The sequence below is a fragment of the Pseudomonas sp. PB105 genome, assembly GCF_009764655.1.
Taxonomy (GTDB): domain Bacteria; phylum Pseudomonadota; class Gammaproteobacteria; order Pseudomonadales; family Pseudomonadaceae; genus Aquipseudomonas; species Aquipseudomonas cyclaminis.
This window is the reverse complement of sequence record NZ_RWIO01000054.1, coordinates 33,957-46,348: the sequence shown is the minus strand read 5'-3', so window position 1 is coordinate 46,348 and position 12,392 is coordinate 33,957. Positions and strand designations below refer to the sequence as shown.

Sequence of the window (12,392 nt, the reverse complement as noted above, 5' to 3'; positions counted from 1 at the left end):
TTGTAAAAAATCACGATTCAACAGATGGGATATTGGCGTATTATCCCGTGTCATGCGCATTTGACGCGCTGAAACACCCCTCAGCAGTACGAATAGGCACCCTATGAGCGATCTGGATCGTTATCTCAACGCCGCCACCCGCGATAACACGCGCCGCAGCTACCGCGCCGCGATCGAGCACTTCGAAGTCAGCTGGGGCGGGTTTCTGCCGGCCACCAGCGACAGCGTGGCGCGCTACCTGGTGGCCCATGCGGGCGTGCTTGCGATCAACACCCTGAAACTGCGGCTCTCAGCGCTGGCGCAATGGCACACCAGCCAGGGCTTTCCCGACCCGACCAAGGCGCCGGTGGTGCGCAAAGTGCTCAAGGGGATTCGCGCCGTGCATCCGGCACAGGAGAAGCAGGCCGAGCCGTTGCAGCTCAAGCATCTGGAGCAGGTGGTCGCTTCGCTTGAAGCTGAAGCTCAGGAGGCAACCCTCGCGTGCGATCAACCGCGCCTGCTGCGGGCCAAGCGCGACATCGCGTTAATCCTGCTCGGCTTCTGGCGTGGCTTTCGCAGCGATGAGTTGTGTCGACTGAGTATCGAACACGTTCAGGCCACGCCCGGAACCGGCATCAGTCTGTATCTTGCGCGCAGCAAAAGTGACCGCGACAACCTTGGCAAGACTTATCACACGCCGGCGCTGTTGCGCCTGTGTCCGGTGCAGGCCTACAGCGAGTGGCTCAGCGCATCGGCCCTGGTGCGCGGCCCGGTGTTCCGCAGCATTGACCGTTGGGGCAACCTGGGCGAGGAGGGCTTGCACCCCAACAGTGTGATCCCGTTATTGCGCCAGGCGCTGGAGCGGGCGGGCATCCCCGCCGAGCAGTACACCAGCCACTCCTTGCGTCGAGGCTTTGCCACCTGGGCCCATCGCAGCGGCTGGGATTTGAAGTCGTTGATGAGTTACGTCGGCTGGAGCGACATGAAATCCGCCATGCGCTATGTTGAAGCGACGCCCTTTCTTGGCATGACCTTGGCCACTCAACCGCTGCTTTAAGATTTCTTCTATTAATACAGTCACCTGATAGGGAAAACCAATCGTCAGCATCAGGTTTGCCAATGAGCCATCGCCAGAAAGAATGGGTAGGATTCATCTCATCAACTTCTTAACCCCTGACGGAGAGTCAACGATGCCTATCATCAACAGCCAAGTAAAACCGTTCAAAGCTACCGCATACAAAAACGGCAACTTCGTAGATGTGTCTGACGCTGACCTGAAAGGCAAGTGGTCCGTTGTGTTCTTCTACCCAGCCGACTTCACCTTCGTTTGCCCAACCGAACTGGAAGACCTGGCTGACAACTACGCCGAATTCCAGAAACTGGGCGTCGAAATCTACAGCGTGTCGACCGACACCCACTTTGCCCACGCTGCCTGGCACAACACCTCGCCAGCTATCGGCAAGATCCAATACACCATGATCGGCGACCCAACCCTGACCATCTCCCGTAACTTCGACGTGCTGATCGAAGAAGCTGGCCTGGCGGATCGCGGTACTTTCGTGATCAACCCGGAAGGTCAGATCAAGATCGTTGAGCTGAACGACGGCGGTGTTGGCCGTGACGCTTCCGAGCTGCTGCGCAAAATCAAGGCAGCCCAGTACGTCGCTGCCCACCCAGGCGAAGTGTGCCCAGCCAAGTGGAAAGAAGGCGAGGCTACCCTGGCTCCGTCCCTGGACCTGGTCGGCAAGATCTAAGTCTGTGAAGCATCAAGGGCGGGATTCCGCACCTACCCAGTAAGCTGCAACCGCCCTCAAAAACGCCCGGGCGAGATTCGCTCGGGCGTTTTTTTATACCCGGAATTAAAGGAAATCGCCCGTATGTTGGACGCCAATCTTAAAGCTCAGTTGAAGTCATACCTGGAACGGGTCACCCAGCCGATCGAGATCGTCGCCTCCCTCGATGACGGCGCGAAATCCCAGGAAATGCTTGCCCTTTTGCAGGACGTTACCAGCCTCACCACGCTGATTACCCTGAAAAGCGATGGTGATGACGCGCGCAAGCCGTCGTTCTCCATCAACCGCCCGGGTGCCGATATCAGCCTGCGTTTCGCCGGTATCCCCATGGGCCATGAATTCACTTCGCTGGTGCTGGCCCTGCTGCAAGTCGGTGGCCACCCGTCGAAGGCCAGTGTCGAAGTGATTGAACAGATCCGCGCCCTTAAAGGCGAGTTCAGCTTCGAGACTTACTTCTCACTGTCATGCCAGAACTGCCCGGATGTGGTCCAGGCCCTGAACTTGATGGCCGTGCTCAACCCGAACATTCGTCACGTCGCCATCGACGGCGCGCTGTTCCAGGCTGAAGTCGATGAACGCCAGGTCATGGCGGTGCCGAGCGTCTACTTGAATGGCGTGAACTTCGGCCAGGGCCGCATGGGCCTGGAAGAAATCCTCGCCAAGCTCGACACCAGCGGCATTGAAAAGGCCGCCGAAAAAATCAGCGCCAAAGATGCCTTTGATGTACTCGTGGTCGGTGGTGGCCCTGCCGGATCCGCAGCCGCCATTTACGCAGCGCGTAAAGGCATTCGCACCGGTGTTGCCGCTGAGCGTTTTGGTGGTCAGGTGCTGGACACTATGTCCATCGAGAACTTCATCTCGGTACAGGAAACCGAAGGGCCGAAACTGGCCAGTGCGCTGGAAGCCCATGTGCGTCAGTACGACGTGGATATCATGAATTTGCAGCGCGCCAGCAGCCTGGTCCCGGCAAAGAACCCCGGTGATCTGCACGAAATTCGTTTTGAAAGCGGTGCGACGCTCAAGTCCAAGACCGTGATCCTGGCCACCGGCGCCCGCTGGCGTGAAATGGGTGTGCCGGGCGAGCAGGAATACAAGGCCAAGGGCGTGTGCTTCTGCCCGCACTGCGACGGTCCGCTGTTCAAGGGCAAGCGCGTGGCAGTGATCGGTGGCGGTAACTCCGGCGTGGAAGCGGCCATCGATCTGGCCGGTATCGTCAGTCACGTCACCTTGCTGGAATTCGACAGCAAACTGCGTGCTGATGCGGTGCTGCAACGCAAGTTGTACAGCCTGCCAAACGTTGACGTCATCACCAGTGCGTTGACCAGTGAAGTCAAAGGCGATGGCCAGAAAGTCACCGGCTTGGCATACAAGGATCGCGACAGCGGCGAGTTCAAGACCATCGACCTGGAAGGGATCTTTGTACAGATCGGTTTGCTGCCCAACACCGACTGGCTCAAAGGCACCGTCGAGTTGACCCCGCGTGGCGAAATCATCGTTGATGCCCGTGGTGAAACTTCACTGCCAGGCGTGTTTGCCGCCGGTGACGTGACCACCGTGCCGTACAAGCAGATCGTGATTGCGGTAGGCGAGGGCGCCAAGGCTTCCCTGAGTGCTTTTGATCACCTGATCCGCACCTCCGCACCCGCGTAAATAAGCAGGCGCACATGAAAAACCCCATGAGTGATCATGGGTTTTTTTTTCGTTATAGCGGCGTGGGCTGGATAATCTCGACCCAGTACGCATCCGGGTCTTTGATGAAAGCCAGGCTTTTCATGCGGCCATCGGTCAGGCGCTTCTGGAAGTCGCAACCCAGCGCTTCGAAACGTTCGCACGCGGCGACGATATCCGGCACCGCGATGCAGATATGACCAAAGCCACGCGGGTCAGTGTTGCCGTTGTGGTAGGCAAAATCGGCATCGTTTTCGGTGCCGTGGTTGTGGGTCAGTTCCAGGATGCCTGGGATCGACTTCATCCACTGGGTGCGCGCAGCGGCGTCGGCCGGGATCTGGGATTTGTCCACCAGGGCCAGGAAATACAGGCTGAATTCGGCTTCGGGGAAGTCACGTTTTTCAACCAGCGAGAAACCCAGCACGCGGGTGTAGAAGTCCAGGGACTTGGTGATGTCCTTGACCCGCAGCATGGTGTGGTTGAACACAAAGTTTTTGGTGGCGGTGTCTGGCTGGGCGGTGACGCCCGGGAAAGTGTTCAGTTCGTGCAGGCTCATGGGCCCTCCAGAAAAAAATGGGGCAAACGCGGCTCCCGTTGAGAGGAGCGTTCCCTTGGCTTGCGGCTGGCATCCGTGCAGCCGAGCCATGATACGCAAGGCCCGCCTGCGGCGCCAAATGAAAAAGGTCACGGGGGCCTTGCGACCGGCGGGCAGCGAGGCTCACACTTTGGCCCTTGAACCTTGGATGTTTTTTGCATGATCGAATGTCGTAGACCGCTGTTGAGCGCTGTGTGGTTGCTGTTGGCCAGTCCTTTCGTCTTGGCGGCAGATCCGGAAATTCACTGGCCCAGCGGCTGGCAAGTCGAGGAGGTGGTGCCTGACGGTGAAACGCCACCAACGCCGCAGCCGGTTTCGCGTCAGCGTGCAATCAAGAACGACGAAAACGGCAACACACTGATGGTCATGGAGTTGACGGCCACGCCGACCGAGGCTGGCCATAACGTTAATCTTCAAGGCGTGTTGCTGGAAATGCGCAAGTCCATTCAAAAGGATTTTGCCCAGAGCGGCTACCAAAGTGTCTGCAGCAAAATGCACCCGACAACATTGAGCCGTCTTGACGCGGTGGAAACTACCTGTGTGATTACTGAGAATGGACGGCACCTGCTTTCGCAAACATTGGTGGGGGCTGTTGATACCGATAAAGCCTATGTTTTTTCATACGCCGGTCAAGCCGATGCTTACGAAGCGAGCAAGGATGAAGTCCGTTCCGTACGTGATAGCCTCAAACTTTAAGTGCGTTTAGCACGTCGAATTTGAACAAAATGAAATGTTATTTAAGTTCGGTTTCGAACCCTGGAATAAAAAAGCCCCGCTGATGCGGGGCTCTTTGTTAGTGCGCTGTAATCAGCCGCGAAGCCAGGAATCTACAGTGGCGGCGCCATACTGTTCTTTCCAGGCCTTGAGGCCGCGGTGGTTGCCGCCCTTGGTTTCGATCAGTTCGCCGGTGTGCGGGTTGTGGTAAACCTTGACCACACGTGCACGGCGTTGTTTTGGTGCATTGGCGGCAGCAGCACTGGCCTTGCCCGGGTTTGGATCAAGGATCAGGATGATGTCGCGCAGGCCCTTGCCGTAGGTTTTCATCAGCCCTTGAAGTTTTTCTTCGAATTCGATTTCTTTCTTCAGGCCAGCATCGTTCTTCAGGGATTCCAGCTGGGCAAGCTGCTCTTGAAGGGCTTTTTCTGCTGCGCGAAATTCGGCGAGTCTGGACAAAATCTGTACTCCAATAGTGTAGTTGGCTGATATCAACTGAAGACAAAGCTACTAGCCAATAGCGTTAAGGCGACTCAAAGAGGACGTCGTCCTGCGAGTTCTGCACAGGCAAGAAAAATTGTAGTAGTTAATCTGCCGCGAGTAAATCATGTCTTTTGTCTTATTAACATATTTCAACGCCGCTAGTGCACGGCTATTCAATGGCTGGCCAGGTTTTTAATGAATTCATCGCTGGGTAATGGCTTGCCAAACAGATAGCCCTGTAGGAAATCTACGCCATGAGCGGCCAAGTACTCGCATTGTTCAGCCGTTTCCACGCCTTCTGCGACGATGCCCAGATCCAGTTTGCCGGACAATTCTATGATGCTGTCCAAGATATGCCTCGACAGTGCATCTGCGCCAATCATGGCGACAAAACTCTGGTCGATTTTCAAGTAGTCCACATTGAAGTTGCGCAAGTAACCCAGGCTGGAGTGGCCGGTGCCGAAGTCATCGATGGCAATCATCACGCCCAGTTGGTGCAAGGCGTCGAACAGGCGGCGGGTGATATCGGTGGGCTCAATCAGCTCGCGCTCGGTCAGCTCCAGCACCAGGGTTATCTGGCCCGGTGCGAAGGCGGCGAGAAACTCACGGCAATCGTCCACCAGTGTGAGGTCGAGGCAATGGCGCGCTGTGATGTTCACGCCGATATGGAAACCCGGGCTTAACCGCGCCGCATGGGGCGCCAACTGGGCCGCCGTCTGGCGCAGCAGGGCGCGGGTCATCGGCACGATCAGGCCGGAATGTTCGGCCAGTGGGATAAACAGATCGGGGCGCACCAAACCTTCCTTGGGGTGCTGCCAGCGCATGAGCACTTCACAGCCGGCCCATTCGCGACTGTCGCCGCGTACCACTGGCTGAAAGTACGGGATGAACTCATTGGCGCCCAAGGCTCTTCGCAGTTCATGGGTCGGCGCCGAAGCGCGTTTTTGCAGCCAATGGGCGAGCACGCCTGCCAACACGCCAAAGAACACGACCAAGCTGAAAATCGCACGATACCGCACCTGCATGTACCGCCAGACCTCGCCGTCCGGCATGCCGGCGTCGACACTGTAGCCATAGCGCTGGGAGGCCAGGTGATGATGGGCCACGGCAAATGGCGGGGCTGCAGAGGAATGAACCTTGCCCTCGGCATCCAGCCAGTTGGGCCCCACTTGCAGGACCAGCTGCGCATAGCGGCTGATCAGGCGCAAAGCGTTAGTCAGGTGGTAGCCGTCAACCGACGCAAACGCACCTTGGTCGCCTTCGACCAGTCGGTACACCAGTAAAGCCGTATCCGGCGTCACCGGGTTGCCATTCATCAGCCAGAGTCGACCCTCCACATAGTCGTCGGGGTTCACGGGGGATTCGTAGTCGCTGCCGAACAGTGAGCTGCAATAGATGTTCTTCTGCCAGGACAACGTCGTGGCCCGCACAAATGGCCGCCGTGTGACCTGTTCACGCAGGGCCAATTGCGCGCCGTTGTCACAGGGCTGGCCGGCCAACGGCAGCAAGGCCTGGGCGGCGAGGGCGGTGTTGTCGAGCATCAGGTCGAATTGGCGCACGGCTTCTTCAGCCGTTTGCGCCGTGCTCTGCTCAAGGGTGCGTTCGGCTTGCCAATACAGGATGACCACGCCGAGCAGGATCGGCGCGAGCCCACACAAGGCGCTGATCGAGTAGCGGACGAATGGCTTTCGCGGGCCTTTGACGGTGAGAGGCATGAGTTCTGCAGCCTGTTGCGGAGTAGGAAGTGCGCCGGCAGGCCGGTCAGTATTATTTCGATAATAGATGGCTCGGTGGACAATTGCTTGTCTTGCCAGCGCGTTGAGCAATCTCGATAAACGCCAGGGCGGCGGGTGACGACTGGCGACGGTCAAGCACCGCCAGGCCAATCTGGCGCGGTACTCGGGGAGATAACGGCCGTTTTACATAGCGCGGGTCGTCCCGTTGCGGCAACGATGCCTCGGCCACGATGCTCAGCCCGTCGCCGCGACTGACGGCTTCCAGGGTGCTCAGCAGTTGGGCGCAGCGATAGCGCACCTTGGGCCGTAATTGGGCCGCATCGAAGAGTCTGGAGACCAGCTCCGAGGAGCCTGCTTCGGTGAGAATGAAGGGATCGTCGCACAGATCCTGCAAGGTCAGGGCGTTGCGTGCGGCCAATGGATGCTCGGCGGGCAGCAACGCAACCATCTGGTCCTCGAACAAGGCGAAGGTGTCAAAGCGTTCCTGCTCCAGCACCACAAAGCCCACATCGATCCGCCGCTCATCCAGCCACTGCAGCACCTGGCGGTCGGGGCCTTCGTCCACATGAACCTCAATCCCCGGATAGGCAGCACGAAACTGGCTAAGGATGCCGGGCAGCAGGCGAATCGACGCCGTGGGCCCGAACGAGCCGATGCGCAGGGTGCCGCGCTTCATGCCGCGGGCGTCGGCAGCTTCCTGTTGCAGTGTATTGGCCAGACCCAGCATTGCGCGGGCGCGGCCGAGCAATTGCAGGCCGATCTCGCTCGGTTCCACCAGGCTTTGATGGCGCCGGAACAGCTCGACGCCCAGCTCTTGCTCCAAGGCCTTGATGGCGTGGGACACCGCCGACTGGCTGATGCCCAGCCGGTGTGCGGCGCTGGTGAAGCCTTGCAGCTCGGCTACCAGCGAAAAGATTTCAAGTTGGGTCAGGGTCATGAGCGAACACTCATTTTACGATGATTAATCATTAGCAGAAGAATACCCCAGATCGCCTGCCACTTGAGCCCACCCAATGAGCCCCACTTCGGATCGCCTGACCTATTGCAAACTCGCCGCCGTCACCATGATCTGGGGTGGCACCTTTGTCGCCGGGCGTTACCTGGCCGATCAGGTCAATCCGCTGCTGGCCGCCAGCCTGCGGTTTATCCTGGCGAGCCTGGCATTGCTGCTGTTCATGGCCTTCGCGCGCGTCCGCCTGGCTCGCCCGAGCCCACGGCAACTTGCGCAATTGACGGTGCTGGGCTTCTTCGGGATTTTTTTCTACAACCTGTGTTTCTTTTATGGGCTGCAGTACATCAATGCGTCACGGGCGTCGTTGATCGTGGCCTTGAACCCGGCGGTGATTGGCCTCGCGTCGTGGTTGCTGTTCAAAGAGCACCTGAGTTGCACCAAGGTCGCCGGGATCGCGTTGTGCCTGGCGGGCGCGGCCGCTGTGATTGTCAGTCGCAACCCTGGGCTGATGCAGGCAGGCGTCGACAGTTGGCGGGGTGACTTGCTGATCCTTGGATGTGTAGCGGCGTGGGGCATATATTCATTGGCTTCCCGTGGGCTGAACGCAAGCCTGGGACCGCTGCAGACCGTTACCTGGTCGGTGTTGCTGGGGACGGTGATGTTGACCGCGACTACCGCGGTATCAGGAAGCTTCACGGTTGAAGCACTCACCAGCCTGGGGCTGTCACAGTTGTTGAGCCTGCTGTACCTGGGCGTGCTCGGCTCGGCGCTGGCCTATATCGGTTATTACGACGGCATCCGCCGGATCGGCCCGACGCGTTCCGGCGTATTTATCGCCCTCAACCCGCTGACAGCCGTGCTGTGCGGAGCCTTGTTGCTGGGTGAGCAGCTGACCTTGCCCATGCTGATCGGTGGCGCCGTGATTCTGTCCGGCATTTACCTGTGCAACAAACCCCTTGCACGGGCCGGGGCAATAGGGATTTGATGAAGACTACGGACAAACACTGTTACGCTGTGTAGAATCGATTTACGCATACAAGAATAAGGACTTGCGCTCACGCAAGCCTCAGCCGTCAGAGACTGATGTAACCATGAAGCGACTCGGCTCCCCCCTCATCTTTGGTGACTTCCTCGCCCGCAGCGTGCGAGGCCTTTCCTGTGCGCCACCTTGCTGCCTCATCCTTGCTGCTAATTGACCTTCGTTAATCACAAGAATGAGGCGCCGAACATGGCCGACCAATACGAAAACCCAATGGGCCTGATGGGCTTTGAATTTATCGAATTCGCATCGCCGACCCCAGGCACTCTGGAGCCGATCTTCGAGATCATGGGCTTCAGCAAAGTCGCGACCCACCGTTCCAAGAATGTGCACCTGTACCGCCAGGGCGAGATCAACCTGATCCTCAACAACGAACCCAACAGCATCGCCTCGTATTTCGCGGCGGAGCATGGCCCGTCGGTGTGCGGCATGGCGTTCCGGGTCAAGGATTCGCAACAAGCCTATACCCGCGCACTGGAGCTGGGCGCCCAGCCAATCCACATTGAAACCGGGCCGATGGAGCTGAACCTGCCGGCAATCAAAGGCATTGGCGGCGCGCCGTTGTACCTGATCGACCGCTTTGGTGAAGGCAGCTCGATCTACGACATCGATTTCGTCTACCTGGAAGGTGTGGAACGCAATCCACAAGGCGCAGGCCTCAAGGTCATCGACCACCTGACCCATAACGTCTATCGCGGGCGCATGGCCTACTGGGCCAACTTCTACGAGAAGTTGTTCAACTTCCGCGAGGCGCGCTACTTCGATATCAAGGGCGAATACACCGGGCTGACTTCCAAGGCCATGAGCGCACCGGACGGTATGATCCGCATCCCGCTCAACGAGGAATCGTCCAAGGGTGCCGGTCAGATTGAAGAGTTCCTGATGCAGTTCAACGGCGAAGGCATCCAGCACGTGGCATTCCTCACCGACGACCTGGTCAAGACCTGGGACGCGTTGAAGAAGATCGGCATGCGCTTCATGACCGCGCCGCCGGACACCTACTACGAAATGCTCGAAGGTCGCCTGCCGAACCACGGCGAGCCGGTGGACCAGTTGCAAGCACGCGGGATCCTGCTCGACGGCTCATCCATCGAAGGTGACAAGCGCCTGCTGCTGCAGATCTTCTCGGAAACCCTGATGGGCCCGGTGTTCTTCGAATTCATCCAGCGCAAAGGTGATGATGGATTTGGCGAAGGTAATTTCAAGGCGCTGTTCGAGTCCATCGAGCGTGACCAGGTGCGTCGCGGTGTATTGACCACCGATTAAGCGTAAAAAAGCCCGGCCGAGGTTTCCCCGGCCGGGCTTTTTATCGCCTGTGAATCAGGCGCGGCGCTGACGCACCAGATGTTTGAAGCCTTCGAACACCAGCACCATCACTGCAATCCAGATCGGAATGTAGGTCAGCCATTCACCCGGCTTGATCCCTTCACCCAATAGCAGTGCCACCACCAGCAACAGCACCGGCTCGACATAACTGAGCAGCCCGAACAGGCTGAACGCCAGCAAGCGGCTGGCGATGATGTAGCTCACCAATGCCGACGCGCTGATCAGGCCCAATATGGGAATCAATGCGTACAGTTTCGGGTGCACATCCATCACCGCAAACCCCTGCTCGCCGCTTTGCACGAACCACCAGGCCACCGGCAGCATCAGCGCCATATCCAACCAGAGCCCGCCCAGGTTATCGGTCTTGAGGTACTTGCGTACGATGAAGTACAGCGGGTAACCAATGATCACCACCAGCGTCGCCCAGGAAAAACCACCGGCCTGGTATAGCTCGTTGAGCACCCCGAGGCCGGCAAAAAACACCGCGATTTTTTGCAGGTAGGAGAGCTGCTCACCCCAGACCAGGCGCCCGGTCAGCACCATGGTCAGTGGCAGCAGGAAGTAACCCACCGACACATCCAGGCTGCGCCCGTTCAGCGGTGCCCACATGAACAACCACAGCTGAACGCCCAGCAATGCCGAAGACAACACGACGCCTGCGATCAATCGTGGCTTGGCCGCCAGTAGCCGCAGCAATTCCAATACGCGCCGCCATTCGCCGCTGACGAGCATGAACACCGTCATGCACGGCACGGTCAGCAGCATGCGCCAGCCGAAAATCTCCAGGCCGCTCAACGGTGTGAGCAATGATGTGAAGTAATACATCACGGCAAACAACACCGAGGCCGAGACCGATAACACAACACCTTTAGACACGCTGTCCTCGCGAAAGCCGATTTGTACAAGAGAGGCGTGCATTATGGTGCTTACGGCGTGAAACGGCTGCTCTGTTTTGGGGCAAATGTTGGGAAATTTTCTCACACCACGGAATCGGCCTTGACTCCTGCGGCCATCCACCACCTACGATCGGGCAATGCGCCCCGAGACAAAGTGGCTCACATCGTTGAAGCCTGGCGTAGACGAGTGCCCCGGTGTCACCAACGAATCGATAAAAGCCTCATCCTCTGCGGTGATTTTCACGTCCAGTGCGCCGGTGTAGGCGTCCCACTGCGCCTCGGTACGTGGCCCGACAATCGCCGAACTCACCGCTGAGTTGTTCAGTACCCAGGCGATGGCAAACTCCACAATCCCCACGCCACGCCCTTGGGTGTATTGCTGAATCTGCTGGGCAATGCGCAGCGACTCCACGCGCCATTCGGTTTCCAGGATGCGCTTGTCCTGGCGTGCGGCGCGGCTGCCCGGCTCTGGCGTGACGTCCGGCGCGTATTTACCGCTGAGCACGCCGCGTGCCAGCGGGCTGTACGGCACTACGCCCAGGCCATAGGCGGCAGCGGCGGTGATCTGCTCGACCTCGGCCTGACGGTTGACGATGTTGTACAGCGGCTGGCTGATCACCGGTTTGTCCACGCCCAGACGTTCGGCCACGCGGATCACCTCGGCAATGCGCCAGCCGCGATAGTTGGATAAGCCCCAGTAGCGGACCTTGCCCTGGCGGATCAAGTCGCCGATCGCAGAGATCGTCACGTCCAACGGGGTGTCGTGGTCTTCGCGGTGCAAGTAGTAGATGTCGAGGTAATCGGTGTCGAGTCGGGTCAGGCTGGCGTCGAGCGCATTGAAGATCCGTTTGCGGCTCAAGCCACTGCGGTTGGGCAAGCCGTCCGGCGGGCCGAAACCGACTTTGGTCGCCACCACCCAATCCTGGCGATGCCGGGCAATGGCTTCGCCGACCAGTTCTTCGGAGCGTCCGCCGGTGTACACGTCCGCCGTGTCGATAAAGTTGATGCCCTGGTCCCAGGCCTTGTCGATGATGCGCAGCGAGTCCTCGGTAGGGGTCTGCTCGCCAAACATCATGGTGCCCAGGGTCAACGCGCTGACCTTCAAACCGGACTGGCCCAATGTGCGGTAAATCATGCATAGCTCCTTGCGGCTGTGAGACGGTCTCCATGCAATACCAGACTCAGAGGCTCTGGAACAAGCCCTGGGCATG

At 58.7% G+C, this 12,392-nt stretch carries 12 protein-coding genes; 6 read left to right on the top strand and 6 right to left on the bottom strand.

From position 1 onward, the window contains the following. Positions 1-103: 103 nt before the first annotated feature. From EJD88_RS14070 to ahpF, 3 genes are all read left to right on the top strand, one after another. Positions 104-1,036 (top strand): site-specific integrase, encoded by a 933-nt coding sequence (locus EJD88_RS14070; protein ID WP_158878268.1) that lies wholly within the window; start codon positions 104-106, stop codon positions 1,034-1,036. 133 nt (positions 1,037-1,169) lie between these two features. Next, on the top strand, positions 1,170-1,733 hold the full coding sequence (gene ahpC / locus EJD88_RS14065) for an alkyl hydroperoxide reductase subunit C (protein WP_010210361.1): 564 nt from the start codon (positions 1,170-1,172) through the stop codon (positions 1,731-1,733). A gap of 123 nt (positions 1,734-1,856) precedes the next feature. Further along, on the top strand, positions 1,857-3,422 hold the full coding sequence (gene ahpF, locus EJD88_RS14060) for an alkyl hydroperoxide reductase subunit F (protein WP_099583033.1): 1,566 nt from the start codon (positions 1,857-1,859) through the stop codon (positions 3,420-3,422). A gap of 52 nt (positions 3,423-3,474) precedes the next feature. Here the strand turns inward: ahpF and gloA are convergent, their stop codons facing one another. Further along, the gene (gloA, locus tag EJD88_RS14055) at positions 3,475-3,996 is read right to left on the bottom strand and encodes a lactoylglutathione lyase (RefSeq protein ID WP_112195327.1); all 522 of its coding nucleotides are present in this window, start codon (positions 3,994-3,996) and stop codon (positions 3,475-3,477) included. Positions 3,997-4,194: 198 nt separating this feature from the next. Between gloA and EJD88_RS14050 the strand changes: the two genes are divergently transcribed. After that, a complete protein-coding gene (locus EJD88_RS14050) occupies positions 4,195-4,731 on the top strand; it encodes a DUF4946 domain-containing protein (RefSeq protein WP_099583031.1) in 537 nt (178 codons plus the stop codon). A gap of 111 nt (positions 4,732-4,842) precedes the next feature. On the opposite strand, the gene EJD88_RS14045 is transcribed toward EJD88_RS14050, so the two are convergent. The 3 genes from EJD88_RS14045 to EJD88_RS14035 form a co-directional block, all read right to left on the bottom strand. After that, the gene (locus tag EJD88_RS14045) at positions 4,843-5,208 is read right to left on the bottom strand and encodes a histone-like nucleoid-structuring protein, MvaT/MvaU family (protein ID WP_032885697.1); all 366 of its coding nucleotides are present in this window, start codon (positions 5,206-5,208) and stop codon (positions 4,843-4,845) included. Between the two features lie 197 nt (positions 5,209-5,405). After that, complete coding sequence (locus EJD88_RS14040; protein WP_158878267.1) at positions 5,406-6,947, bottom strand: EAL domain-containing protein; 1,542 nt, start codon at positions 6,945-6,947, stop codon at positions 5,406-5,408. 52 nt (positions 6,948-6,999) lie between these two features. Then, positions 7,000-7,905, bottom strand: coding sequence for a LysR family transcriptional regulator (locus EJD88_RS14035; RefSeq protein WP_158878266.1), 906 nt, complete (start codon positions 7,903-7,905; stop codon positions 7,000-7,002). A gap of 76 nt (positions 7,906-7,981) precedes the next feature. On the opposite strand from EJD88_RS14035, the gene EJD88_RS14030 reads away from it, so the two are divergent. Together EJD88_RS14030 and hppD are read left to right on the top strand one after the other, a co-directional pair. Continuing rightward, a complete protein-coding gene (locus tag EJD88_RS14030; protein WP_158878265.1) occupies positions 7,982-8,905 on the top strand; it encodes a DMT family transporter in 924 nt (307 codons plus the stop codon). Between the two features lie 243 nt (positions 8,906-9,148). Next, positions 9,149-10,225, top strand: coding sequence for a 4-hydroxyphenylpyruvate dioxygenase (gene hppD / locus EJD88_RS14025; protein WP_099583027.1), 1,077 nt, complete (start codon positions 9,149-9,151; stop codon positions 10,223-10,225). 54 nt (positions 10,226-10,279) lie between these two features. Here hppD and rarD read toward each other — a convergent pair whose 3' ends face one another. Both rarD and EJD88_RS14015 read right to left on the bottom strand, forming a co-directional pair. After that, positions 10,280-11,161, bottom strand: a complete 882-nt coding sequence (rarD, locus tag EJD88_RS14020) for an EamA family transporter RarD (protein WP_112196954.1) — start codon at positions 11,159-11,161, stop codon at positions 10,280-10,282. 144 nt (positions 11,162-11,305) lie between these two features. Further along, positions 11,306-12,316, bottom strand: a complete 1,011-nt coding sequence (locus EJD88_RS14015) for an aldo/keto reductase (RefSeq protein WP_099583026.1) — start codon at positions 12,314-12,316, stop codon at positions 11,306-11,308. Positions 12,317-12,392: the final 76 nt, after the last annotated feature.

Bases quoted from the DNA above. Each gene is read 5' to 3' on its own strand.
- EJD88_RS14040 (WP_158878267.1), bottom strand. From the start codon at position 6,947: ATGCCTCTCACCGTCAAAGGCCCGCGAAAGCCATTCGTCCGCTACTCG.
- EJD88_RS14035 (WP_158878266.1), bottom strand. From the start codon at position 7,905: ATGACCCTGACCCAACTTGAAATCTTTTCGCTGGTAGCCGAGCTGCAA.
- EJD88_RS14030 (WP_158878265.1), top strand. From the start codon at position 7,982: ATGAGCCCCACTTCGGATCGCCTGACCTATTGCAAACTCGCCGCCGTC.
- gloA (WP_112195327.1), bottom strand. From the start codon at position 3,996: ATGAGCCTGCACGAACTGAACACTTTCCCGGGCGTCACCGCCCAGCCA.
- EJD88_RS14050 (WP_099583031.1), top strand. From the start codon at position 4,195: ATGATCGAATGTCGTAGACCGCTGTTGAGCGCTGTGTGGTTGCTGTTG.
- ahpF (WP_099583033.1), top strand. From the start codon at position 1,857: ATGTTGGACGCCAATCTTAAAGCTCAGTTGAAGTCATACCTGGAACGG.
- hppD (WP_099583027.1), top strand. From the start codon at position 9,149: ATGGCCGACCAATACGAAAACCCAATGGGCCTGATGGGCTTTGAATTT.
- ahpC (WP_010210361.1), top strand. From the start codon at position 1,170: ATGCCTATCATCAACAGCCAAGTAAAACCGTTCAAAGCTACCGCATAC.
- EJD88_RS14070 (WP_158878268.1), top strand. From the start codon at position 104: ATGAGCGATCTGGATCGTTATCTCAACGCCGCCACCCGCGATAACACG.
- EJD88_RS14015 (WP_099583026.1), bottom strand. From the start codon at position 12,316: ATGATTTACCGCACATTGGGCCAGTCCGGTTTGAAGGTCAGCGCGTTG.